General features: G+C 52.4%; 20 protein-coding genes and 1 riboswitch. Of the genes, 12 read left to right on the top strand and 8 right to left on the bottom strand.

The genetic code is table 11. The features are described 5' to 3' along the window. Positions 1-149 precede the first annotated feature (149 nt). Positions 150-1,097 (top strand): DUF808 domain-containing protein, encoded by a 948-nt coding sequence (locus tag ACFR81_RS05515; protein ID WP_068170441.1) that lies wholly within the window; start codon positions 150-152, stop codon positions 1,095-1,097. A gap of 161 nt (positions 1,098-1,258) precedes the next feature. Here the strand turns inward: ACFR81_RS05515 and ACFR81_RS05510 are convergent, their stop codons facing one another. Next, the gene (locus ACFR81_RS05510; RefSeq protein WP_343876122.1) at positions 1,259-4,951 is read right to left on the bottom strand and encodes a DEAD/DEAH box helicase; all 3,693 of its coding nucleotides are present in this window, start codon (positions 4,949-4,951) and stop codon (positions 1,259-1,261) included. Positions 4,952-5,027: 76 nt separating this feature from the next. Then, complete coding sequence (locus ACFR81_RS05505; RefSeq protein ID WP_343876123.1) at positions 5,028-5,891, bottom strand: hypothetical protein; 864 nt, start codon at positions 5,889-5,891, stop codon at positions 5,028-5,030. A 219-nt stretch (positions 5,892-6,110) separates the two neighbouring features. Next, positions 6,111-6,253, top strand: a riboswitch (SAM riboswitch). Positions 6,254-6,283: 30 nt separating this feature from the next. Between ACFR81_RS05505 and ACFR81_RS05500 the strand changes: the two genes are divergently transcribed. Then, positions 6,284-6,487, top strand: coding sequence for a nuclease PIN (locus tag ACFR81_RS05500; protein WP_145175659.1), 204 nt, complete (start codon positions 6,284-6,286; stop codon positions 6,485-6,487). Further along, positions 6,484-6,921, top strand: a complete 438-nt coding sequence (locus ACFR81_RS05495; protein WP_068170434.1) for a PIN domain-containing protein — start codon at positions 6,484-6,486, stop codon at positions 6,919-6,921. Before ACFR81_RS05500 ends, ACFR81_RS05495 begins: the two co-directional genes overlap by 4 nt. Before the next feature lie 2 nt (positions 6,922-6,923). Here the strand turns inward: ACFR81_RS05495 and ACFR81_RS05490 are convergent, their stop codons facing one another. Beyond that, the gene (locus ACFR81_RS05490) at positions 6,924-7,700 is read right to left on the bottom strand and encodes an SDR family NAD(P)-dependent oxidoreductase (protein ID WP_343876124.1); all 777 of its coding nucleotides are present in this window, start codon (positions 7,698-7,700) and stop codon (positions 6,924-6,926) included. A gap of 125 nt (positions 7,701-7,825) precedes the next feature. Between ACFR81_RS05490 and ACFR81_RS05485 the strand changes: the two genes are divergently transcribed. Further along, on the top strand, positions 7,826-9,598 hold the full coding sequence (locus ACFR81_RS05485; protein WP_343876125.1) for a cell division protein PerM: 1,773 nt from the start codon (positions 7,826-7,828) through the stop codon (positions 9,596-9,598). A 2-nt stretch (positions 9,599-9,600) separates the two neighbouring features. Here ACFR81_RS05485 and ACFR81_RS05480 read toward each other — a convergent pair whose 3' ends face one another. Continuing rightward, positions 9,601-10,023, bottom strand: a complete 423-nt coding sequence (locus ACFR81_RS05480; RefSeq protein WP_190617050.1) for a hypothetical protein — start codon at positions 10,021-10,023, stop codon at positions 9,601-9,603. A gap of 121 nt (positions 10,024-10,144) precedes the next feature. On the opposite strand from ACFR81_RS05480, the gene purN reads away from it, so the two are divergent. Then, entirely contained in the window at positions 10,145-10,744 is a 600-nt protein-coding gene (gene purN, locus ACFR81_RS05475; protein WP_190617049.1) for a phosphoribosylglycinamide formyltransferase, read from the top strand. Between the two features lie 141 nt (positions 10,745-10,885). Then, a complete protein-coding gene (gene purH, locus ACFR81_RS05470; RefSeq protein WP_343876126.1) occupies positions 10,886-12,493 on the top strand; it encodes a bifunctional phosphoribosylaminoimidazolecarboxamide formyltransferase/IMP cyclohydrolase in 1,608 nt (535 codons plus the stop codon). 81 nt (positions 12,494-12,574) lie between these two features. On the opposite strand, the gene ACFR81_RS05465 is transcribed toward purH, so the two are convergent. Beyond that, positions 12,575-14,296, bottom strand: a complete 1,722-nt coding sequence (locus tag ACFR81_RS05465) for a substrate-binding domain-containing protein (RefSeq protein ID WP_343876127.1) — start codon at positions 14,294-14,296, stop codon at positions 12,575-12,577. A 324-nt stretch (positions 14,297-14,620) separates the two neighbouring features. On the opposite strand from ACFR81_RS05465, the gene ACFR81_RS05460 reads away from it, so the two are divergent. The 3 genes from ACFR81_RS05460 (at position 14,621) to ACFR81_RS05450 (ending at position 17,579) form a co-directional block, all read left to right on the top strand. Then, a complete protein-coding gene (locus ACFR81_RS05460) occupies positions 14,621-15,205 on the top strand; it encodes a TetR/AcrR family transcriptional regulator (protein ID WP_343876128.1) in 585 nt (194 codons plus the stop codon). A gap of 206 nt (positions 15,206-15,411) precedes the next feature. Then, positions 15,412-16,692 carry a serine hydroxymethyltransferase gene (gene glyA, locus ACFR81_RS05455; protein WP_068170414.1) on the top strand — a complete coding sequence of 427 codons (1,281 nt, stop codon included), beginning with the start codon at positions 15,412-15,414 and terminating at the stop codon, positions 16,690-16,692. 2 nt (positions 16,693-16,694) lie between these two features. After that, on the top strand, positions 16,695-17,579 hold the full coding sequence (locus ACFR81_RS05450) for a bifunctional methylenetetrahydrofolate dehydrogenase/methenyltetrahydrofolate cyclohydrolase (RefSeq protein WP_068170412.1): 885 nt from the start codon (positions 16,695-16,697) through the stop codon (positions 17,577-17,579). 55 nt (positions 17,580-17,634) lie between these two features. On the opposite strand, the gene ACFR81_RS05445 is transcribed toward ACFR81_RS05450, so the two are convergent. Continuing rightward, a complete protein-coding gene (locus tag ACFR81_RS05445) occupies positions 17,635-18,411 on the bottom strand; it encodes a GntR family transcriptional regulator (RefSeq protein ID WP_343876129.1) in 777 nt (258 codons plus the stop codon). A 24-nt stretch (positions 18,412-18,435) separates the two neighbouring features. Between ACFR81_RS05445 and ACFR81_RS05440 the strand changes: the two genes are divergently transcribed. Genes ACFR81_RS05440 through ACFR81_RS05430 form a run of 3 tightly spaced genes read left to right on the top strand, consistent with a single transcriptional unit; the run spans position 18,436 to position 20,568 of the window. Continuing rightward, positions 18,436-18,939, top strand: coding sequence for a hypothetical protein (locus ACFR81_RS05440; RefSeq protein ID WP_343876130.1), 504 nt, complete (start codon positions 18,436-18,438; stop codon positions 18,937-18,939). Continuing rightward, on the top strand, positions 18,939-20,006 hold the full coding sequence (gene trpS / locus ACFR81_RS05435) for a tryptophan--tRNA ligase (protein ID WP_068171852.1): 1,068 nt from the start codon (positions 18,939-18,941) through the stop codon (positions 20,004-20,006). Before ACFR81_RS05440 ends, trpS begins: the two co-directional genes overlap by 1 nt. A gap of 28 nt (positions 20,007-20,034) precedes the next feature. Beyond that, a complete protein-coding gene (locus ACFR81_RS05430) occupies positions 20,035-20,568 on the top strand; it encodes a 2'-5' RNA ligase family protein (protein ID WP_068171854.1) in 534 nt (177 codons plus the stop codon). Here ACFR81_RS05430 and ACFR81_RS05425 read toward each other — a convergent pair. Both ACFR81_RS05425 and ACFR81_RS05420 read right to left on the bottom strand, forming a co-directional pair. Then, positions 20,558-21,769: a hypothetical protein gene (locus ACFR81_RS05425; RefSeq protein ID WP_343876131.1), complete on the bottom strand. Its 1,212-nt coding sequence runs from the start codon at positions 21,767-21,769 to the stop codon at positions 20,558-20,560. The genes ACFR81_RS05430 and ACFR81_RS05425 overlap by 11 nt on opposite strands. 191 nt (positions 21,770-21,960) lie before the next feature. Further along, positions 21,961-23,070 (bottom strand): mannose-1-phosphate guanylyltransferase, encoded by a 1,110-nt coding sequence (locus tag ACFR81_RS05420; protein WP_068172922.1) that lies wholly within the window; start codon positions 23,068-23,070, stop codon positions 21,961-21,963. Positions 23,071-23,334: the final 264 nt, after the last annotated feature.

The raw sequence follows: 23,334 nt of genomic DNA, 5'->3' as shown, positions 1-23,334 counted from the left end.
GACTGATTTAGTGACCTTTTCATCGGAACGATCTGTACAGAGCGCCCTTCAACTCGCAGTCCCCAAGCTCTACAGCCTTGTGCAGTATGCTTATTAACACTGATTAACCCTCAACCCAGCCCACAGGGGCAATTCAAGGAGAGCATTTCATGGCCGGTGGTTTGGCAGCCCTTTTGGACGACGTCGCGGCACTGGTGAAGTTAACCGCCGCCAGCGTGGACGACGTCGCAGCCGCAGCGGGGCGCGCGAGCGTCAAGGCTTCGGGTGTGGTCATTGACGATACTGCAGTAGTTCCCCAGTATGTGGATGGGATTTCGCCTAAGCGAGAACTGCCTATTATCAAGAAAATTGCGATGGGCTCACTGCGCAATAAGCTACTTTTTATTCTTCCCGTTATTCTTTTGCTGAGTTGGTTGCTTCCGGCTGCGCTCACCCCGTTGTTGATGCTGGGTGGTCTGTACCTCGCTTTTGAGGGAGCAGAAAAAGTTTTTGAGTTATTCTCCCCGGCACATGAGGAAACTGAGACGCCCTCGGCTGCTCGTGGTCCAGAAGCAGAAAAGCAGATTGTTTCCGGTGCTATTCGTACGGACTTCATTCTTTCTGCTGAAATCATGGTTATTTCCATGAACTCGATTGCCACCGACGGTACTTTTTGGATGCGTGCCGCCGCGCTCGTTGTGGTGGCCATCCTCATTACCTTGCTGGTGTACGGCGTAGTGGGTCTGCTGGTGAAGATGGACGATATCGGACTCGCCCTCGCTCGCCGCAAGTCAGCGGGCGCTCAGAAATTTGGTGAGGGCTTAGTTCGAGCTATGCCCAAGGTAATGTCCTTCATTTCCATCGTGGGTACTTTCGCGATGCTCTGGGTTGGTGGACACATCCTGCTCGTCGGTTTGGATGCGCTCGGTTGGCACTTCCCTTACTCTATTGCCCATCATGCGGCTGAGTGGGGCCATTCACTGTCCCACAGCTGGATTGGCGCCACCGTTGGCTGGATTGCTGAAACCGTTGTTGCAATGATTTTCGGCGCTATCGTGGGCTTCATCGTGGTCGGTATTATGCATCTGATTCCGCGTAAGAAGAAGGCAGCTCACTAACGTCCTGATTTACTCATTAGTTTCCTGAACTTCTGTTTGGCACAGCGTGAGGCAAGCTGGCTGGGTCTGGCGTGAATCGCATCTGCGAGCGCTCGCGAGCCATGCGAGAGGGATTGCTTGCCGATGCTGTGCCAAACGGAAGTAAGGAACTCATAAATCCCCTACTCCTCTGAGCTGGTGAGCAAATCGCGCACCTGCTCGGCGGTGAGGGAGGGCGAGAAGAACTGACCCTCGTCCACGACGGCGTCGAAAAGCGCCGCTTTGGAATCCTTGAGATCCATGACTTTTTCTTCAATTGTTCCGGCTGATACCAGGCGGTAGACCATCACATTGCGGGTTTGACCTATGCGGTGTACGCGGTCTACCGCCTGTTGTTCTGCTGCGGGGTTCCACCAGGGATCCATAATGAAGCAGTAGTCAGCGGAGGTCAGATTCAAGCCGAAGCCGCCAGCTTTCAGCGAAATCAGAAAGATGGGTGCGTTCCCTAGTTCAAAGGCTTCGAGTACTCGCGCACGGTCGCGGGTTGAGCCATCCAGGTAGAGGTAGGTAATCCCTAGCGAGTCCAGGCGTTCGGCAACTTTTTTGAGGTAGGTTGTGAATTGCGAGAAGATGAGCGCGCGGTGACCGTCGGCGACGATTTCCGGCAGGTTCTCTTCCAGGTAGTCCAGCTTGGACGATGCCACGCTGCCGTATTGCTCTTGGTCGATGAGGCTGGCGTCTAATGCCATGCGGCGCATGGTGGTGAGCGACTGGAAGACCGTAAAACGATTCTTGTCCATGTCCTCCAGCAGTCCTAGAACTTTCTTGCGCTCGCGCTGAAGCGCGGTGTCGTAGGCGCGGCGGTGCGCCGGGGCTAATGGTACGTCCACGCGCACGTCGTTCTTCTCAGGCAAATCTGCGGCGACCAAATCTTTGGTGCGGCGCTTCATGAGTGGGCGAATGCGTTGGCGCAGGCGGGGCAGTGCTTTCTTGTCTTCGCCGCCTTCGATGGGAGAGGCATAGTAGTCCTTGAACCTGCGGGCGCTGGGGAAGAGCCCCGGCGCAACGATGGAGAACATGGACCACAGCTCCATAAGATTGTTTTCCATGGGGGTACCGGTGACCGCCAATTTGAAGCGGGCGGGAATGTCCCGGGCAATGCGGTGAGCTTTTGTTTTGGCGTTCTTGACGAACTGCGCCTCATCGAGAATAAGGCCGTTCCAGAGTTGCTGGAAACCAGCGTCTACGTAGGCTTCTTCATCAATGCGGAACAGCGCGTAGGAGGTTACTACTACGTCTGCATCCGCACAGGTGCGAGCCAACGGTTTCTTGGATTTGTTCTGAGACTCATAGATGGTTGCTACGGAGAGTTCTGGGGCAAATTTTTTGATTTCGCGCTCCCAGTTGGGCACTACCGATGTCGGGGCAACTACCAAGAACGGGGCAAAACGTTCGGTTGGCTCGCGGTCTTGGCAGTGCGTCCAGAGTTCTTTGGCGCGGGCAAAGAGGGCGATGGTCTGTACAGTTTTGCCCAAACCCATGTCGTCGGCAAGTATGCCTCCGAGCTCGTGCTCCCAGAGGAAGTTAAGCCACTGAAAACCCTCGACCTGGTAGGGGCGTAGCTCGGCATGTAGCCCTACAGGTAGCTCGGGGGCTGGGCCGTTAGTGACATTCAGCAGGGCGCCAACTTGCCTATCCCACGCATCGACCGTTTCGGTTTCTGCCGCAAGTTCTTCGAGCTCTTCCCACATTCCTACCTGATGGCGGGAAATCTGGAGGGGAGTTTCTTTATCGCGCAGGGAACTGGCTTCACGCAAGAGTTCTTGTAATTTCATGAACTCGGGGCGATCTAACGCAAAGTAGCTGCCGTCGCCTAGCAAGAGGTGAGTTTTTCCGGCGTTGAGAGCCTCGAAAACTTTGGCGAAGGGGACGTACCATTCACCCATTTTGATGGTGATTCCCAGGCCAAACCAATCCCTATCGCCCGTCGAGTCTACTGAAACTGTGATTTCTGGTTGTTCACCGAGTTCTTTGAATTCAGGCACGGTGCCCTCAAAGTCAATGCGCACGCCGTCAATCTCACGGTATCGGGGCAGCGAGTCTTCAAGTAGGGTCCGGGTTGCCCACCCCTCATAGGTATTGCGGGTAAAAGGCACTGCCGGGCGGATGACCTTGACCTCTTTGAGTACGCGGTATTCAAACTTGGTATCGCGGATATCTTGATGGTCTTCGCCTGGGTAACCCAGGGCAGGAAGAATCTCTATCGCGTCTTCGTCAGTATCTTCGGTGGCTAACGGATGGGTGGGATACTCCCAATGCCAAGCGGTTCGAGCAGTATGTGAGTTTTCTTCCTCAAAATTTACCGTCAATACAAGCTGGGGCGAGCGAACAGGGGGAAGCTCAACGCTGTGATTGACCGTATGTAGGTGAACCGTGCGAGAGAGGACAGGGTAGTACTCCGCAAAGAAACTCTCTTTATCCCGGGCGGGAACTTCGATGGCGCCAGAGATCGCCAATGATTCGGCTACCGGATCGAGCGGATCGGCGAGGGGGATAAAGACGATATTGGTTGCCTCATTCATCCACTCGGGTCGGGCGGGGGAGCCCTCTGCCGGCGTCGTTTCTTCGAGAGATTCTTCCACCAGATCTAAAGCTGGCTTACGGGTGATACTCCACTTGGCGGATTCGGCAGATTGCACGTAGCGTGCCTGTGCTCGACCCCCTAACGCCACAAAACCCATGCGGGGTTCGCCCAACTTGTGGCAGTGCTCAGCAGGAATGGAGTATCTGCCCCAGCGCAGAACGGGGTTGAGACTCAAACCGGTGTCATCGGTTTTACCCGCCTCTGCAAGAGGTTCCACCAGTAGCTCCACCGACGTCGCATCAGCCAGAGAGAAATTTATTTCTTCACCGTCCAGCAAAATAGGCAGACCGATGGCTCGGGCTTTTTCGAGTACCCGCCACAGGAGCGAGGAATTGACTGCAGTCAAAGACACCCAATCGCGGTGGGAAGTATATGCCGACTGCCAGGGGCGAACCACTGAATAGAATTCGGCAAACCAGCGTTCATGTTCGGGGTAGAGAGTATGACTACTCATACTCCGCGAAAGGTCCCGTTGGAAGTTCTCCCAGCTCAAACCGCCTTTAATCCATTTGCCGCGAGCACCCATCATGAGTGGTCTTGCCTGGATACTTACCTGCGGGATTTTGGACTTATTACCTAGCGTAAATTTTGTTCCTACGTGAAAGGAAAGATCCAGAGCCGCCGATGCTCTGCGCGCGTGATCGCTACCAAATTCGGGGCGAGCTGCCAACGTATGCGATAGCGACCGCCTCCACGCGGGAACCTTTGAGAGTTTCTCCTCGTTGAGGAGCGCCAAATCTTCTAAATTTTCTGCAGAATCTTCAGCGCGGTTCTCTAGTTGAGACGCCGCGTAGACCCCGAATTTTTCTAACCGTTTCTTGAAGTCTTCAGGAACCTGCGGAGCGCCGTCGCCATCGTGCGTAGGGGTGGAACGCCAGGTGGGGGACAACGATGTCAACGCCTTACGCGCCTTATCTGCCCGGTCAATGGCGGTGAGCATGAGCGCTACCGCGTGTTTGCAATCAGTGCGTACTGGGCACGTGCATCGTGCAGAAAATGCTAGTGAACCGGGAGTTTTGACTGCAGGAAATGTGATGTTGGTGGAATAAGGGGTGACATCGTTGCCTGTCACCACACCGGTGAGCATCCGCGCGTCGTCATCGTAGTTATACCGTGCTACGTTGCCCGCCCGCATGTACTTCTGCCCGCGTGAATATGCCCCGTGCCCTACCTGACGAATAATCTCAGCAGCCGTGACGGGGATAGCGGGAAAAGCAGTCGAATCGCTCATAGTCTCTTCCGTATAAGGGCCAAACGGTTAACTTAACCAGATTAGCCGAGAACAATTCTTCGTGGTGAAGTGCTACCTATGATTGTTCAGAATTTGCTGTCTGCGAGCGTCCACCGCGGGGAGCCGAAGAGTGCTTTTCCGCTTTATCTACGGCGATGCGGTGAATGAAATCGGTAGTTTCCATCACGTTGGAATCATCATGATGTCCGGTTGTTCTAAACCAAGTGCTTACGAGAAAGTTGTCTACCTTGGTGACTCGTAAACCAAAGGCATCTCCAGAGTATTGGCCGCTCAAACTCGTCAAATCAGGGTTGCTGGGAGCTCCGCTGGGAGTGGGATTTCGATGTATCTCAAAAGCATCTTCGCTACCGGGATAGAGCTGGGTCAGGGCTTCTGTGCAATCGGCGGAGTTCTTTTCTAACGTGGAAATGAGCTGCTGGGCAGCTGTGGCATCTGCTACAGAAAATACTGAAATATACCCTGAAAGCTGGTCTATCCCATTCTGTCCCAGAGCAATACGACGGCGTTCGCCTTTTTGGATAGTAAATTTTCCACCGGGGGTGCTAAATAATCCCAGCCCCAGCTGCTCGTAGGCTACGCATTTTTGGTTGACCTGTTCGGCAAGAAGTGGGTTATCCGACATCAGCTGTTTTTGAGTTGCTGGGATGCGGGTTGAGGTTTTTTGCCACTGTTTTGCGTTAAAGTACTCGGTTGTGGGGGAGGCCATGAGGTAGGGGATAGTTTTTTGTACCCTGATGTCATTTTGAGTGGGTAATACGGCATCGGGATTTTCTTCTAGGACTTCGGTGAGGCTTTTGGTTTCATCCGGAGCGTTCTGGTCGGTGGCGACGGGAGAGCATCCTGCCAAGGCAAGCGTTGCGGTGGCAGAGAGCGCTATGAGACGTCGGGAGAGAAACTTTATTGCGTTATTGGATAACATGTAGGGCTTCCTTGGCGGGCAATACCTCAATGGGGGGGATTTATCAAAGACATGGGTCTTTGGAGGTGCAGAGGAGGTGAATGATTGAGAACGAAAGTTTTTTCGCCCTCAATTTTTACCCTTTTCACATTTTAGGGGATGGCTTCCCTCCCGGGTAAATCAATTTTTTTCTGGGACGGTATTTTATTTTCAGAAACGGTGGGTTATGGTTTTAAACAGCTTCAAGAGTTTCAACTGACAAGCTCCGACTTTAGTTGAACGCCAACCCCATGTTCACGGGTGGCTCGGATGACGAAGCGGTCTGTATTCGCGTTGTTAGCGCGTTTGCTACCAACGCAGGCTGGTACAGACAAGAGCACTTCGAAAGGAATGCGCGAAGGCGCAGTGTGGCTATGACTACCACCGCTCGACCCCACGAAACTATTCAGAAGAACCTCAGCACCGTTGCGGTGACTGCTCGTGGAGGCTACTCCGCAGTTTCTATCCAGGATTACACCCGCATCTCTAATGAGCGTTCGGAATTTCTCAACTTTTTGCTGACCCCAAATCCATCAGGGGTTCCTGCCACTGAATATGGCGTACTTCAGGTCGCATGAGCCAGTTTTCCGGACTCCTTCTTGACTCGGATGTGCTGGCGGAAATCCGCAAAGCGACTCCTGACCCGAAGGTGGTAGCTTTTCTGCGGCGTAACTCCTATAAAGTTCTCTACATTTCGGTGTTAAGCTTGGGCGAGCTTAAAGGACTTTACCCCTATACGGAAACAGAACGCTGGCTCAGCGAACTGGTAGATCGTTTTGGGGAGCACGTTTTAGAAATCGATGAAAAGGTTTCGTTGGAATGGGCTGGTCGCCAGGCTGAGCGGGGATTCCACGCGGTAGGTTCTGAGAGAACCGTGCCGCTCCCCACCGCGGCTTTAGAGGGGCTCATCTGTGCAACGGCTCAAGTGCACCAGCTGGAGATTGCCTCTTCCAAAGCAGAGGTGTATCAACGGTGGGGTGTTCAGGCGACTAATCCTTTTACTGAAGAATAACCCTAGTAATTGCGGGTTCGCTCAAGCGCTTTTCCAATGATTTTCTGGGGAAGTAGGGCATTACTCCATCGCATAATCTTGTAGGGCGCCGACGGCACTACTGCCGCTTTGCCTTGAATATTCGCTGTAATGGCGGTGCGAGCAACCTGCTCGGCGCTCAGCCAGAATACCCCTGGCACCTGAGGCTCAGAAACCTCCATAACACGGTGAAATTCTGACCGCGTTAGTCCGGGGCAGACGGCGGTGACACTTACCCCGCGGGTAGCATACTGCAAATTTGCTGATTCACTGATAGACACCAAAAACCGTTTAGCTGCAGAGTAGGTTCCACCGGGAGTAAAGGCAGCAACAGATGCGACGTTGATGATTCGCCCCCGCCCCCTATCAACCATGGGGCCCAACGCCGCGTGCATCAGTGCCAGCGGAACTTTTGCCAAGACCTCCACTTGGTTGAGATGACTCTGAACGCTTGCTGAAAGAAAGTCTTTGCCTAGACCAAAACCAGCGTTGTTGACCAGAATTTCTACGGGGTTCGTCTCCTGTTGAAGACGCGAGATGAGGCGCTGGACGTCGTCGCCCTTCAGCAAATCTGCCGGGAGAATCTCTATATCTATATCGGAGGTCCTCAACTCGTGAGCGAGTTCTTCAAGTTTCTCGACCCTCCGTCCACTCAGCACTAAAGAGTATCCCCGTGTGGCGTATTCACGGGCAAAAGCTGCGCCAATTCCAGAGGACGCGCCGGTGATGAGAACATAAGGCATAGATGAAAAACTACTCATCTCTCTAGTTTAGGGATGAGAACCTGAGAGCTTGCTGGCTATTTTCGAAAAATGTGGATTCAAATCGTGCTCAAAGCGACTGCCAGCTACACCTGAGGGTGCAGTTCGTGAAAAGATAAAGGACGATGAACACCACTTCCAAAACCCCGCCGAAACGTTCGCTCCCTATGCCTCTTTGGATGCAGGGGGCTATCGAACTGTTAATGACTGCTGTACTTTCGTTCGCGACCGTGCTCATTTTATTGGTGGCAGTGTGGTTTGCCGGCGGGTTTAATGACTCCTCTTTGCTGGGTGTCTCACAACTTTCCAGCCAGATTTGGTTGCTGATTCATGGTGTTCCACTGGATTTGAATATTCCCCAACACGGTTCTTTCGCGGCGGTATCTGGCACGTTCAGCCTTATTCCGTTGGGTCTGACTCTTGTGCCGTTGGCATTGTGCTTTCGGTCTGGACGACGGTTGGCGCAGGCATCCTATGAAGGCCAATTTTGGGTTCCCCTGGTATCGGGCAGTCTCACCTATCTGGCGATTTCGTTGGCGTTAAGCCTGTTTTCCTCGACTGCTACAGTGACCACCCATCCTTTACTGGCTTTTCTCATTCCGCTCTGGGTGGTTTTGCTGGGAACGATTTGCGGTGCCTGGTTTGAATCGCGCTCTTTGGCTCGCATGATTGGTGTGAATGCGGCTGAGTGGGTTGGTAAATTTAGTCAGTATTCCAGGTGGGCTGGATCTTACGTGTGGGCGGTTTTGCGTTCGTCCTTGGTTGCTTTGCTGGCTTTTATTGCCGGGGGCGCGCTACTTTTTGCGCTCACCGTTCTGTATAACTGGAACGATATTCTTGCGGTTTACCAGCTTCTCAGTGCTGGGGCAGTGGGGGACACCGCTGTGACTCTGCTTCAACTCGGCATTGTTCCTAACCTGATTATTTGGGCGATGGCGTGGAGTACCGGCGCAGGGTTCTCGTTTGGCGAGGGTACCATTGCCAACCTTTCGCAGACTTCAGTGGGGGCTATGCCCGCTCTTCCTGTGCTGGGGGCAATTCCGCAGCCCATTGACCCTTTCTCTTATCTGGCGGTGCTGGTTCCGATTCTTGCGGGTGCTCTTGCTGGATGGTGGTTCTTCCGCGCCGGTGAAAATCATTTTGATGAGTGGGTTTCGCTGAAGATTCGTTTCCGCTGGTTATCAGCTCTCCTTTCTACGTTATGCCTGGCTGTATTTATCGCTGTCCCTACAGGCATCATGACGGCGGCGGTGGGCTGGTTCGCTCACGGTTCTTTGGGTCTAGGCAGATTCACTCATGTGGGTCCTACCCCCTGGTTCTTTGGATTACTGACGGCGCTGTGGATAGCTGTAGGCGTACTGTTGGGGTCGATACTGGCACCGATGATTGAACCGGATAACAGTAAAGAACTGGATCGATTTGCTGGCGAATCGCGCGAGAATAAGCGCCGTCTGAAAAAAGAACAGAAGAAGGCTAAAGCTGCGCAAAAGGCCGAGAAAAAGGCAGCGCGCTCCGGTTCTAAGGGCTCGAAAGCGGCAGATTCAGTGGCTACAGAGACTGAATCTGAGGACGTTTTTGTTCTCGACGAAGCCGAAGAATCCCCAGCAGACTCAGCCCAGCAGCAAGATGCAGCAGAGTTAACGTCCACTGAGGCAAATGTTTCTGCAGACTCCGCCGAAGAAGGAGAAGTTTCCGCCGAGAAAGATTCAGCAGTAGAACCCGCCGCACTAGAACCTGCACAGCAATCTGAGACTTCAGAAAATCTAAACCAGGGGAGCGTTCGCGCTGAAGAATCAAAGGCGGCGCCAGAGCAACCTAAGCTGGCTCGCGGCGCGGTGATTCGCCGTCCTAAATCCCTCAAAAAACAGCGAAAAACGCGGGAAGAAAACGACTCTTAGAATTACTCGCCGCCGAGCAGAGCCCCGAGCAGGTTGTCCTGAAGCTGTTGGTTGCACTGTCCCTGGCGGCTGAGTGTCAGTGCATTCTGGATACACTCGGCGTAAGCGTTGGTCTGTTCCACGAAAACGAGCTGAACCACGGTGCCAAAGGTGAGATATGCGATTCCCAGCAAAAAGAGGAGGAGCACGGTGTATTCGAAGCCACCGCTACGTGCACGCGGCATCAGAAACAACGAGCGGATACCCAAACCGAGGGCAAGCAATTCAGCCACCAGCGCGGCAACAAGCCACCAGCCGGTGTACATCATGAAAACGAAAGAAAGCACACCAGCGGCAAGCATGAGACGCTGAATAATCAGCAGTTTCTTCCGGGCTTCTCGCTGAGGCGCAGGCATTTCTTCTAAAGTATTTACGTTTTCAGACATAGGGATAAGAATACCCCGCGAACCGTAACAGGAACTATCGGGAAAAGTTAGCAGATAATCACCCTGGGCTCATTCCCTCTTCGCATGATAACGGCTGCAACTGTACGGTAAACTCTCTGATATGCGCATTGTGGTGATGGTTTCAGGTTCCGGTACTAACCTGCAGTCGATTCTGGACGCCGTAGCAGCCGGCCAGCTTGAGGTTGAAGTTGCCGCCGTCGGTGCCGATAAACCCTGTGTGGGCATCGAACGTGCCGAACGGGCAGGCATTGAGACCTTTTTAGTAGAGCCTGCAGATTTTGAAACTCGCGCAGAGTGGAATAGACACCTGGAAAAAACGGTTGCCTCGTTCTCCCCAGATTTTGTTATTTTTGCGGGATTCATGCGGATTGTGGACGCCGATTTCGTCCAGCAATTTGAGAACAGAATCATCAATACCCACCCGGCTTTATTGCCCTCGTTCCCCGGCGCACACGGCGTTAGAGACGCTCTCGACCACGGCGTGAAAATCACCGGGCTGACCGTGCATTTTGTTGATTCTGGCGTCGATACCGGTTCTATCTTGGCGCAGGCGGCAGTGCCGGTTTTGCCCGAAGACACCGAAGAAACCCTGCACGAGCGCATCAAAGTCGAAGAAAGAAAACTGCTCGTTCAGACTATCTCTGAACTTGCCGCCGAATCTTCCCCTCGCCTGCCGAAAGAGAAACCGCAACATCGGTAGCCAGGCCGATCCAAAGATTTAGGTTCTTGATGATTCAAGAACTGAAGCCAAGGGTCGGGGCTTACATCGACCCAATACCTAACCATCCAGATGTTCTCAGAACCACCTCTGAGAGCGAGGATCAAGAAATTGGAGTCATCTGTGAGTCTCATCGAGCTCGATCGCGTACCTCTCAAACGCGCCCTTATCTCTGTTTTCGATAAAACAGGTCTTGAAGATCTTGCCCGCGGTCTCCACCAGGCCGGGGTCGCCATCATTTCTACCGGCTCTACCGCCTCCACCATTTCAGCAGCAGGTGTTCCTGTCACCGAAGTTTCCGACATTACGCATTTCCCCGAATGTTTAGAGGGTCGAGTCAAAACTCTGCACCCGCGCGTCCACGCGGGAATTTTGGCTGATCGCCGCAAACAGGATCATATTGATACGCTCCAGCAGATGGATATTGAACCCTTTGACCTGGTGATTGTTAATCTTTACCCCTTCGTGGAAACCGTCGCATCGGGTGCTGATCAGGACGCGATTGTAGAAAAGATTGATATTGGCGGGCCTTCGATGGTTCGTGCCGCCGCTAAAAATCATGATGCTGTGGCAGTGGTAGTAGACCCGACACGGTATGACGACGTTGTACGTGCAGCATCTGAGGGTGGATTCACCCTGGCCGAGCGCCGTCGTCTAGCCTCTGCGGCGTTCGCTCATACCGCAGCCTATGACACCGCTGTTGCCACCTGGACTGCCCAGCAGTTTGAACAGGACGAAGATGCTAACTTCTGGCCTCCCTTTGCCGGGCTTTCTTTCGAACGTTCCGAAACTCTGCGTTATGGGGAAAACCCGCATCAGAAAGCCGCGCTGTACGTCGATCCCGCCGCTGCTCCCGGCATTGCACAGGCAGAACAGCTCGGCGGTAAGGCAATGAGCTACAACAACTTTGTCGACGGCGATGCTGCGCTTCGTGCTGCTTACGATTTCGAGGAAACTGCCGTTGCTATCATCAAGCACAACAACCCCTGTGGTATTGCTGTAGCAACTCCCGGCGCTACCGATCCTGTGGCAGATGCACACGCCAAAGCACACGCTTGCGATCCGCTTTCAGCCTACGGTGGCGTAATCGCAACCAATGCTGAAGTATCTGAAGGTATGGCTCGTACCGTGAAAGATATTTTCACCGAAGTCATTATTGCTCCCTCCTACTCGCCTGAAGCGTTGGAGATTTTGCAGACTAAAAAGAATCTGCGCATACTCGTTCTGCCCGAGGGATTCTCCCGCGGCTCCTTGGAATATCGCGCAGTTTCAGGCGGCGTACTCTTCCAAGAAGCTGATCGCCTTCAGGCAGAGGGTGATCAACCCGAGAACTGGGAGCTCGTAGCGGGTAATGCTGCCGACGAAAAAACCCTCGCAGACCTCGCTTTCGCGTGGAAAGCTCTGCGTTCTGCCAAGTCAAATGCCATTTTGCTGGCAAATGGCGGCGCTGCAGTAGGCATTGGCATGGGACAGGTCAACCGTGTTGACTCTTGCAAGCTTTCGGTCGAGCGCGCTAATTCTCTGGCTGGGGACGCCGAACGCGCACGGGGAGCGGTAGCGGCATCAGATGCTTTCTTCCCCTTCGCTGATGGGCTGCAGGTTTTGCTCGACGCCGGTGTGCGCGCCGTCGTCCAGCCCGGTGGTTCTATTCGCGACGAGGAAGTCATTAAGGCAGCCCAAGAAGCCGGTATCACCATGTACACCACTGGTGCCCGCCACTTCTTCCACTAAACAAACCGAGGTCTCCTCACAGTTTTGCCCCGAATGAATTATCATTCGGGGCAAAATTTTTGGTGTACTGGTTATTCAGATTTACTGGGCAGGAGCTGAATAGGCTGCTGCCGCTGTAGCGGTGGGGCCGGTGGGCTCATCTGCTACGGAAAGTGCTTCCTGGAAAATCTTCTGAATGTCCTCAGCGGAGTTTGCCGTAAAGGCTTCACCCTTAGTTTCCTGTGCTAAATGCCGCAGCGATTCCATGTTTGCATCATCGGATACACCAATGAAGAGCATATAAATCGGGTTCTCTTTATCCTGCTGTTCATTGATGGTTCGAATAAGATCCTCGGTGGAAATGGAGTCCTTATCTGAGTTTTCACCATCGGTCATAATAACAACGACGTTAGCGGCGTCTGGGTCAAACTGAGATTTGACCTCTTCGAATGCTGCCAAAGTGGTGTCGTTGAGCCCGGTATGGGAATCGGGGTAGGGCTGAATTTTCTCGCCGGCGGTACGCAAGATTTCTCGCTGGTTCTTTCCATCGACATCTTCGCCGAGATTGCGGATGGGGACGAGCGGATTGTAATCCAGCGATTTGCCCTGGTTATCCTTGGCGATATCCAGCGCGAAACTCCACAAACCAATGGAGTCACGGGGTGGAAAGAGCTGGGAACCGGAAACTACGGATTCTTTAACAATATCCATGCGGGTGCGTCCGCTGTCTCCTACTTTGGTGCTCATTGAGCCGGAGGCGTCCACTGCCACCAACGCGTTGAGCGGAGCGGACTGGCGTAGGTAGGAGGTCCACATGTTGGCAATAATCTTGGGGTTGTCGGTGCTGAGAGAATCAACAACGCCTACCGTATTTTCGGCAAGTTCGTGACCGGGGTCAGAACGTAGCCCCTGTTCTTCAAGAGCTTTTTTACCCTCGTCAGAATTGATGTAATTCTCGATTTTATCGGCGGCTAAACCAACAGTTCGGTTGGTGTCTGCGCCGGTGGTTGGCTGGTACATCGGGAAATCTAGCATGCCTGTTTTTCCACTGGGAACGTAGGCCTTCACTTTAGAATCCGCATGATCTTTGCGGTATTGAGCAAAATCAGACTCAGTCACAATGGCAGAGTCAATGCTGTGATCGCTCACCGAGGAGAGTAAATCAGAGGGGTTGCGCTCCGGATCGTCTACACCGATAGTTTGGGCACGTAGTCCAATGTTGGCGCTAAAATCTTCTTGCGAAATTGCGTTATGACTTGTTTCGGCTGTGGCGTTGAGTAACGCCATAAAAGCACCGGAATCGTCTTTAGGGTCGCTCATTTTTATGCTGGAAGAATCGTGTAGAGCATCATTCCAGCTCTCCACGCGATTGTTTCCGGTCGTTGCGATAACTGCTGGAGTGCTGGCCAAAGAGTCTGCTTTGGTGATTACTTGAGCTTTGCCCGCAAGAGCTAGCTCTGCTCGGGTTGAAGAATCTGGAATCCATAGATTCGGGGCAGACTTGCCGCTAATAATGTGCTGGGCGGTTTCGGTCGTCGCTGAGTCACTGCTGATAGCTAGAGTGATGCAGTCTTCGTCAGAGACCGGAATATTTTTAAGAATTTCCGCCATAGCTTTGGTGGTCTCTACGCTCACGCGTTGAGTGGTGGCGCAGTTAGAGGGGATCGCTTGCGGATCCTGAGTCTGGTTATTGCTGCCTAAGTTATAAGTAAGTATTCCACCGCTGAGTAAGACGATGCCTGCGCCGCTGAGTGCTACCCACTTACGGACGTTCTTCTTCCGCCGGGCTTCTCGCGCTTCACGACGCGATTGAGCATTCCCCATGATGTGCCCTTTCGCGCATTTCCGAGAGAGACTCTCTGAATTGAGATTGTCATTGTGTTACTCCCCATGTTCCCCCATTGAAAGTAACGCCTTAGTTTATCAAGAATGATTTTGACAAGAGGCTGGGCGGCGGACGAAAAAATCTATTGGCGGTAAATATGAGCTTGACGGTAGATGGAAAGACAGAGAGTTATTTCTGTGACTAGGCGTATTGGCAAGGATGTTGCATTGAACACGATGTAGCCATAAGTGATGAGCGTGTCCTGAATGACTGTTCGATTTAGGTAATTTAGAAATATGCCTCGAATTAGCGAAGAACACCGAATGCAGATTAGAGAAAATATCGTGGAATCTGCACGTTTGGCCTTTCTTGATAAAGGTTTTCAACGCACATCCATGAGTGAGATTATCCAGCGGACAGGTATGTCTGCCGGTGCAATCTATAATCACTTTTCTGGAAAAGAAGAGATTACGGTAGCGGCGGCAACGATAGATCTTGAGATATTTCTGCAAGAAAATACCCCACGCCTAGGCGACGTCGGTGCAGGTCAGCCTGAAAAAATGGAGCCTTGGGCGTATGTGCTGAACTGGTTAGAGACGCTGCGAGTCAACCCTGCAACATGCCGGTTGTTGCAATCAACATGGGGTGAAGCCGCTACCTATGAGGTCGTACGAAAAGTTGCCGATACTCAACTTGAAACGTTGAAGAACGCTGCGAAAGAAAGATATCGTGGGTGGGCACAAGCAGCTCTCGAATTTGATGAAGAAGAGCTTGAAGAATGGCTAGAGGTCCTTGGCGCAGCCGTGCTGAGCGTTTTTTGTGGGTATGTTTTGCAATCGCAAACTCTCTCTAATTTTTCCCATGATTCATATCGAAATTTTGCCGAAGCAATTTTGACCCAGGCTTAGAAAAACTCTCTCTACTCGTTTTGGCCGGGTGGCAAGATAAAGTCCTGATGGATAATCCATAAACAAGCTTGCTTATATCCATTAACCGGGTGGCAATGCGGTCTGGTTCACATAAACTAGAGTGGATGGTCTTTTTGACCTCATCACCGTTTTCTATGAGGTCCTTCTCCGTTGGAGAAGAAGACCGAAACTTGAAAGGAGCCCGTGTGAGCGATTCCCAGCAGATTCTTGATGTGCCTCTGGCAGAGATTGATCCCGAGGTTGCTGAAGCAATTCATTCTGAGCAGAAGCGTCAGCAGAACACTCTGGAAATGATTGCCTCTGAGAACTTTGTGCCGCGTGCAGTACTCGAAGCCCAGGGTTCGGTTTTGACCAACAAGTACGCCGAGGGCTACCCCGGACGTCGTTACTACGGCGGCTGCGAATATGTTGACGTCGTAGAATCCCTAGCAATTGAACGTGCCAAGTCGCTCTTCGGAGCTGACCATGCGAATGTTCAGCCTCACTCGGGTGCGCAGGCAAATAATGCCGTCATGCACGCGCTGTTGACCCCTGGGGACACCATTATGGGTCTTTCCTTGGCTCACGGCGGGCATCTAACCCACGGTATGCGTCTGAATGTGTCCGGCAAGTTATACAACGTTGTTGCCTACGAGGTCAACGAAGAAACCGGTCGCGTTGACATGGAGCAGGTGCGTGAACTTGCGGTGGCGAATAAGCCTAAGGTGATTATCGCTGGCTGGTCTGCCTATACTCGTCAACTTGATTTTGAAGCGTTCCGTGCGGTTGCCGATGAAGTGGGGGCTTACCTCTGGGTCGATATGGCTCATTTCGCAGGGCTAGTGGCAACAGGGCTACACCCGAACCCGGTTCCTTTCGCCGACGTCGTATCCTCCACCGTTCATAAAACGATTGGTGGGCCCCGTTCGGGCTTTATCCTCTGCAAAGAAGAGCTGAAGAAAAAGATTGATTCGGCAGTCTTCCCCGGACAGCAGGGCGGACCGCTCATGCATGTGATTGCTGCTAAAGCTACCGCTTTCAAAATTGCTGCATCTGCAGATTTTAAGGATCGCCAAAAGCGTACGCTGGAAGGTGCTCACATCATCGCCGAGCGTCTTTCTCAGTCCGACGTCGCAGAGGCGGGCATAAAGGTGCTGACCGGCGGCACCGACGTCCACCTCTTGCTGGTTGACTTGGTGGATTCTGAGTTGGATGGCAAACAAGCAGAAGATCTATTGCACAAAGCGGGCATCACTGTGAACCGTAACGCAGTGCCGAACGACCCCCGCCCGCCGATGGTTACCTCCGGTTTGCGTATCGGCACCCCAGCACTTGCTACCCGTGGCTTCGACGCGGAAGCTTTCACCGAGGTGGCAGATATTATCGCAGAGACCCTGAAACCAGGCGCAGACGTTGCAGCTCAGCATGAGCGTGTGACTGCTCTGTGTGAGAAGTTTCCCTTGTACAACGGAATTGAGGAGTGGTAAATATGCCGCAGATTCTAGACGGTAAAGCTACAGCAGCAGAGATTAAGAAAGAACTTGCCGAGCGCGTTGAAGCGTTGAAGGAAAAGGGTGTTACTGCTGGTCTGGGTACGGTCTTGGTGGGGGACGATCCCGCATCACATTCGTATGTTGGTGGTAAGCACCGCGACTGTGCTGAAATCGGAATTGCTTCGATTCGTAAGGATCTTCCCGAGGACATTACTCAGGAAGAACTTGAAAAAGAAATTGAAGATTTGAATAACAACCCCGAGTGCACCGGGTACATTGTTCAGCTTCCGTTGCCCAAGCACATTGATACTAACCGTATTTTGGAAAAGATTGATCCTGATAAGGATGCCGATGGTTTGCACCCCACTAACTTGGGTCGTCTGGTCCTTAATGTGGGTGACGAACTGGATTCGCCGCTTCCCTGTACTCCCAACGGTGTGATTGAACTGGTAGAGCGTCACGGTCTTTCATGGAAGGGCAAGAAGGTTGCAGTACTGGGTCGCGGTATTACCGTGGGTCGTCCGCTGGGACTTTTGCTGACCCGTAAGGGGGTCAACGCTACTCCAACTCTTGTTCACACCGGCACCGAAGATGTCGATGGCGCTCTGCGCGATGCCGACATCATTGTGGCTGCAGTAGGCCAGCCCCACAACGTCAAGGCAGATCAGGTTAAAGACGGCGCAATTCTGCTGGATGTCGGAGTGTCCCGTATTGAAGACCCCGAGACCGGAAAGAAGAAGCTGACCGGCGATATCAGCCCTGAAGCGATCGAGAAGTCGAGCTGGTACTCACCTAACCCCGGCGGTGTGGGTCCGATGACTCGTGCGATGTTGCTGGTGAACGTGGTAGAAACCGCTGAACGTATGGCTGCTGAGCAGTAATCGAAGGCAAAATATTCCCGCCGCTGAGTAACTCAGCGGCGGGAATATTTGTTCTCTAGCGGTAGAGATCAAATTCGAAGTCGTAGCGGTCGGCGCGGTAGACTGCCACAGTGCTTTCGATGGGTTTGCCCCGGTTCGTATAGCCGATGCGGTCGATGCGTAGACCGGCAGTATGAAGGGGGACGGACAGTGCTGCTGACTCTTCATAGTCCAGGCTCACCGCAGAAACCTTTTCTTTAACCCGTTCTATGCGGTAGCCATTCTGTGCGAGTTGCCGTTCTAAGGGCACATTCAATTCTGGAGTGGAGTTTTTAAAGACTTCGCTGAGAAATCTCGCTTTTTCAAAGCACATGGGGTCCCCGTTGGCACGACGTAGCCGAACGGCTTCGATGATGGGCGTTCCGGCGGTAACACCTAGAAGATTGGCTAGGGAATTGTTGGCTTCTAGGTGTTTGAAACCCATGGTGATGGTGGAGGGAGTAAAGCCGCGCGCCACCATATCGTCTGTGTAGGAGACCAAATGGGGTTCTTTGATGCGGCGATTTTCCTCTGCCACATAAGATCCTGAGCCCTGCACGTTGTACACCAGACCCTGGCGCTGAAGTGATGAAATAGCTCGACGCACGGTATCGCGGCTTACTCCAAAATACTCTTGGAGTTCGCGTTCGGTGGGTAGGGGGGTATGCGCGGGAGCATCTTTGACAAAGGAAGTACTGAGAAAGCTAGCTAGACGATGGTACTTTGGGGAAGAACCTTCGGGTAGGCGGGCTCCTGAAAATGAACGGGAGACAGATGAGCTTTCAGCGGATTTAGGGGGATTTACGCTGGTCATACCTTACATCCTAACTGGATGTCAGTGAGCTTTAATCTATTTGGCATAATAGAGTTTATGCAATCCTCCGGTACTTCACATTCTTCCACTTCTACTACTGAGCAGAACCGCTCCAAAGCAATTCTCGGTGCCTGCATTGGCGGCGCTGTCTTGCTGATTCTTTTTATCTTCGCGATTATTCAGGCGAAGAATGAGGAGTCTGTTCTGGGATGGATCATTGCCGGTATTCTCTTGGCATGGCTCGGCGTGGCTGCCTACCTCGCCTGGGGCGTCATGAAACAGGCGAAGGCCTCGCAGAAGAGTTTTGATGAGGCGAGCGTCATTCGTCGAAATGAAGAAAATGCGCTGCTGGACGACAAACTTGCCCACAGCTTTAAAATCGTATTGGTGCAGTCGAACGTCATCAAAGAACAGTTAGCAGCGAACGCTTCAGAATCTGAAGCAATGATTGAGCGCGCACTGGATACTATTGATACAACTGCTAGTAATGGTATGAGCATGATCAAAGACGCTAAGGGAGATTCATAATGTCGGCTGAAGCAAAGTCTGATTCGTTTGACCGTTCAGTTATCCCCAATGCCGCTCATGGTGCGCCCCGTGCTTTTTCAGGTGCTCAGCCTTCGGCAGATTCTATGCATTTGGGTAACTATATTGGTGCGCTCAATAACTGGGTAGGCATGCAGCAGGACTTTGAGTGCCTGTATTTCATACCCGATATGCATGCTATTACCGTGCCGCAGGATCCAGCGCTGTTGCATGAGCGTACTCGTAAGACAGCAGCTCAGTACATTGCATGCGGTATTAACCCTGAGAAGACTCCGCTTTTTGTGCAGTCGCATGTTCCAGAGCATGCTCAGTTAGCCTGGGTTTTGAACTGTCTGACGGGTTTTGGCGAGGCGTCGCGTATGACTCAGTTCAAAGACAAATCAGCTAAGCAGGGTTCAGAAAATGCCAGTGTAGGTTTGTTTACCTACCCCGTACTGATGGCTGCTGACATCTTGCTATACCAGGCGGACGTCGTTCCTGTCGGTGAGGACCAGCGCCAGCACTTGGAGCTCACCCGTAACCTCGCTCAGCGATTTAACTCCCGCTATGGTGATACTTTCATCGTGCCTGAGCCCCTAATTTTGAAGGAGACTGCAAAGATTTACGATTTGCAGAACCCTACCTCAAAGATGTCAAAATCGGCACAGAACGAGAAGGGCATCATTTGGTTACTAGATGAGCCCAAAAAGACAGCTAAGAAGATTAAATCAGCGGTGACCGACGACGGCAGCGAGATCGCTTTTGACCGTGAGGCAAAGCCCGGAGTCTCCAACTTGCTCTCTATTTATTCGGCGGTATCTCAGCGCCCGGTGAATGAAATTGTTGAAGAATACCAGGGTAAAATGTACGGGCATCTGAAGGTTGACCTTGCTGAACTGGTTTCCGAGACGATGGAACCAATTCGCGCTCGTGCGTTGGAATTGCTCGATGACCCTGCAGAGCTTGACCGTCTGCTGGCGGTGGGTGCTTTGAAGGCGCGTGAAGTAGCTGCTGTGACTGTCGAGAACGTATACAAAAATATTGGTTTCATGCCGCAGGCTAGCCTGTAGTAGCCATCCGTTATTGAGGGAATGAAAGATGACGAACTCGCCCACTCTAGAGCAGGGAGAACATTACCTCAGCGTTGTCGCTGCGGTTCCTCCTGCTCTGAGCGAGCGAATTTTGGGGTGGCAAGTTAAACACGCGGCATCAGAACCCCGTTATCCCAGCCATATCACGGTGCACATTGCTCCGGTGAAGGATGGGCTTCACCTTTCGGATACTTTTATGCGCGAGGTGCGCTCATTTGTACCTTTCCCTATTGGACTGGGGGAGCCTGAAACTTTTGCGCCTCAGACTCCCGTGAGCTATTTACCTGTGCAACATGGTGATGCCAGCATTCATAGTTTGCGTGCCCTGTGTATCGACCATCTCGGACAGAGCGCCTCACCTTTTGAGTTTGTTCCCCATTTGACCATCGCGCACCAATGTCCAACAGATTTGCTCCAGGCTTCATTGGAAGATTTTGCTGATCTGCCCGAGGAATTACGCTCGTTTGAGGTGCAAGAAATAGGAATCTATTATTTTGATGGTCATTCGTGGGAGAACGTCGCCACTATTTCTATCTCATAGTTTTTCCGCTAACACCGCTGATTTCGTTAGGGGTTTCGGGAAGTTCTAGTTCTGCAAATTTTTCAGCTTGATCCTTATGCAGATTCTTGAGGGAAACCGCCATCAATTTCTTGGTGAAGGGGTCTGTGATGTAGGCAATTTCTCCAGTAACCCAGATGGCTGGGCGGGGATCCTGCCAGGTTTCAGATTCTTCCCAAGGTCCCATGAGGTCAACCGAACCTAGCTCTTTTCCTGTGTGTTGGTCGAAATAGCGTAGTTTGCCGTCGGTGGTTAGAAGCAATGCTTCGCCCTGAGGACCACGCGCGAGGGACCTAAAGGTGTAGCTGACGCCGTCGGGCAGTTGCACTTTGGTTCGTGTCTTCTCTGCGGTGTTGATGAGAGCGAACTGCTCAGGTCGCTCTAGCTCGGCGTCGGGGTCGGTCTTGTAATCGGCAAGAACGATTTCTGACTTCTCAGAGCCTGCCATGTTGCCCGACCGTGAGTATGGATCTTCGGGGTTGTCTATTTTGGTGAAAGTACCATCGCGGTAGATGAGGACGCCGTCTTCACAACCTACGGTGACCGTCTCGTCTTGAGCTACTGCCTCACCGTGAACTCCGGGGCACTGGTTATTTTCAGCAAGTTTTTTACCGTGTTGATCGACGACTGCCGCACCCGTGCGTTTTTCCTCCGAACCCTGTGCTACCAAGTAGTGGTCGTCTCCAAGAGGAATCGCAAATCCGTGATGGGGCTGGGGGAGAGTGACCTTGCTGGTTTTCAGCTGCTCTACGGTGCGCTGATTTTCTCCGGTGAGTTCTGCCGGATTGTAGACCTCGAAGGTGCCGGTTCCATCGGAAAACATGGCGGTTTTCTGATGGTGAGTGATGACGTGCCCGGTATGGTCTGCTGCAAATTCGAGTGAGCTGAGGGTGGGCTCAGCGGTGTAGAGATGGGAATGATCGCCGTGGGGTTGCTCCCATGAACCTGCGTCCAGAATCTTGTAGCTAGAGCCATCGGCCACAGTGATATGGCGGTTATCTCCCGATGGATTCAGGCGTAAGAAGCCTTCCTGGGGGAGGGATTTTATAAGCTTCATCTCTCTTCCGTCGACTATCATGATGCCGCCGTCATAGCTGAGGGCGATGCGCGATGACGGAGTTGAGCCTTCTTTGATGACGGGTGCTGAGGTGGTCGAGGAGGGGGTGCTTTCTGCAGAATTCATCTCGGTGTGCGAAGCTTTTTCCCCACCGCACGCGGATAATGTCAGAGCAGAAAAGAGAAGCACTGTGGATAGGGCTGGAGTGGTGTGTATTTTTCGCATGAAAAAAATATAACTTAAATGAGAATCATTTGCATTATGAGGCAATAAAAAACCCGCCACATGGCCAGTGGCGGGTTGAAATCGAAAGTATTCTAAAGAAGCTCAGTGAGGTCGCGAGATTTTAGCTCGGCGACCGTATCTTTTACTTTCTGGGCATCTTTGCGGTTGGTGACCAAGAGAGCGTCTTTGGTATCAATTACCACCACGTTTTCCATGCCGATGACCGATATGCACCGCTGGGTATCCGAAGAAATAATGCCGGTAGAAGTTTGGGTCAGAATATTCTGATTATCACCGAGAATAGTCATGGTTTCCCCGCTCTTTTCTTGGCTCAGGCGCGTGACGGCATCGAAATCTCCCACATCATCCCAGCTAAAGGATCCGGGAACCATGGCGACGTCGCCTGCAGCAGCGGCAGGTTCTGCGACGGCATAGTCAATGGCAATCTTGGGTAGAGTAGGCCAGACGGCGTTCATGACATCTTCTCGCTGGGGGGTATCCCACGCTTCGGAAATGCGTGAAATACCTGCAAATAATTCAGGCTGATTCTTCTCTAAGTGAACAAGCATGAGCTGCGCAGGAGCTACAAACATACCTGCATTCCAGGTGTACTCGCCCGACTTGACATACTTTGTAGCAGTTGCGGCGTCAGGCTTTTCGACAAACGAATCAACAGCAAGAGCAGACGGCGCGCCCTCAATTTTGAGCGACGTCCGGGCGCGGATGTAACCAAATGCGGTCGATGGTGCGGAGGGCGTGATACCAATGGTTACGATTTTTCCGGTAGCAGCTGTTTCCACTGCCTCGCGAACAACTTTGTGAAATTCAGCGACAGGATCAATCACGTGATCGGCTGCAAAAGAGCCAATAATCGCCTCTGGATCCCTCTTGTAAAGGATCGCACAGGCAAGACCGATAGCGGCAGCGGAATCCTTGGGGGAGGGTTCCAAAACGATGTCGGAACCGCGCAGTTCACTAATCTGCTGGGTGACTGCGTTCGCGTGCGATTCGCCGGTCACGACCATCACGGTATCGGAAGCCAAATCCACTAGACGGTCATAGGTCTGGCGAATGAGGGAATCGCCACTTCCGGTGAGGTCAAGCAAGAATTTGGGGGCTTTTGCGCGCGACATGGGCCAAAGGCGGGATCCAACGCCTCCGGCTGGAATCAGCGGGTAAAATCGTTCTAGTGGAGTTCTCATCATGTAATAGAATACAGAGCTTTACGTCATAAACCTGAAAAAACAGCTTTTAATACACTCATTACACTCATGGGCTAGCTCACTCATCGCCGACTAATCCCCGCTATTACGAGCAAAAATACAATTCGCGAACAATTTAATGGCCTAATTTCCTGAATTTTAGCGGAATTTATAGTGTACAGGGTGTCAGTAAAGGTCAATCTGACCTGGTAATCTTTGACAGTAGTAGACAGTCCTTTCTTGCTGTTTAGGGAATCACATGCA

Origin of the sequence: Rothia amarae, assembly GCF_042677725.1 — a bacterium.
Taxonomy (GTDB): domain Bacteria; phylum Actinomycetota; class Actinomycetes; order Actinomycetales; family Micrococcaceae; genus Rothia; species Rothia amarae.
This window is presented reverse-complemented; position numbering and strand designations above follow the sequence as displayed.

Excerpts from the sequence above, each read along its gene's own strand:
- ACFR81_RS05515 (WP_068170441.1), top strand. The coding sequence starts at position 150 with ATGGCCGGTGGTTTGGCAGCCCTTTTGGACGACGTCGCGGCACTGGTG.
- ACFR81_RS05510 (WP_343876122.1), bottom strand. The coding sequence starts at position 4,951 with ATGAGCGATTCGACTGCTTTTCCCGCTATCCCCGTCACGGCTGCTGAG.
- ACFR81_RS05505 (WP_343876123.1), bottom strand. The coding sequence starts at position 5,891 with ATGTTATCCAATAACGCAATAAAGTTTCTCTCCCGACGTCTCATAGCG.
- ACFR81_RS05500 (WP_145175659.1), top strand. The coding sequence starts at position 6,284 with ATGACTACCACCGCTCGACCCCACGAAACTATTCAGAAGAACCTCAGC.
- ACFR81_RS05495 (WP_068170434.1), top strand. The coding sequence starts at position 6,484 with ATGAGCCAGTTTTCCGGACTCCTTCTTGACTCGGATGTGCTGGCGGAA.
- ACFR81_RS05490 (WP_343876124.1), bottom strand. The coding sequence starts at position 7,700 with ATGAGTAGTTTTTCATCTATGCCTTATGTTCTCATCACCGGCGCGTCC.
- ACFR81_RS05485 (WP_343876125.1), top strand. The coding sequence starts at position 7,826 with ATGAACACCACTTCCAAAACCCCGCCGAAACGTTCGCTCCCTATGCCT.
- ACFR81_RS05480 (WP_190617050.1), bottom strand. The coding sequence starts at position 10,023 with ATGTCTGAAAACGTAAATACTTTAGAAGAAATGCCTGCGCCTCAGCGA.
- purN (WP_190617049.1), top strand. The coding sequence starts at position 10,145 with ATGCGCATTGTGGTGATGGTTTCAGGTTCCGGTACTAACCTGCAGTCG.
- ACFR81_RS05465 (WP_343876127.1), bottom strand. The coding sequence starts at position 14,296 with ATGGGGAATGCTCAATCGCGTCGTGAAGCGCGAGAAGCCCGGCGGAAG.
- ACFR81_RS05460 (WP_343876128.1), top strand. The coding sequence starts at position 14,621 with ATGCAGATTAGAGAAAATATCGTGGAATCTGCACGTTTGGCCTTTCTT.
- ACFR81_RS05450 (WP_068170412.1), top strand. The coding sequence starts at position 16,695 with ATGCCGCAGATTCTAGACGGTAAAGCTACAGCAGCAGAGATTAAGAAA.
- ACFR81_RS05445 (WP_343876129.1), bottom strand. The coding sequence starts at position 18,411 with ATGACCAGCGTAAATCCCCCTAAATCCGCTGAAAGCTCATCTGTCTCC.
- trpS (WP_068171852.1), top strand. The coding sequence starts at position 18,939 with ATGTCGGCTGAAGCAAAGTCTGATTCGTTTGACCGTTCAGTTATCCCC.
- ACFR81_RS05430 (WP_068171854.1), top strand. The coding sequence starts at position 20,035 with ATGACGAACTCGCCCACTCTAGAGCAGGGAGAACATTACCTCAGCGTT.
- ACFR81_RS05425 (WP_343876131.1), bottom strand. The coding sequence starts at position 21,769 with ATGAATTCTGCAGAAAGCACCCCCTCCTCGACCACCTCAGCACCCGTC.
- ACFR81_RS05420 (WP_068172922.1), bottom strand. The coding sequence starts at position 23,070 with ATGAGAACTCCACTAGAACGATTTTACCCGCTGATTCCAGCCGGAGGC.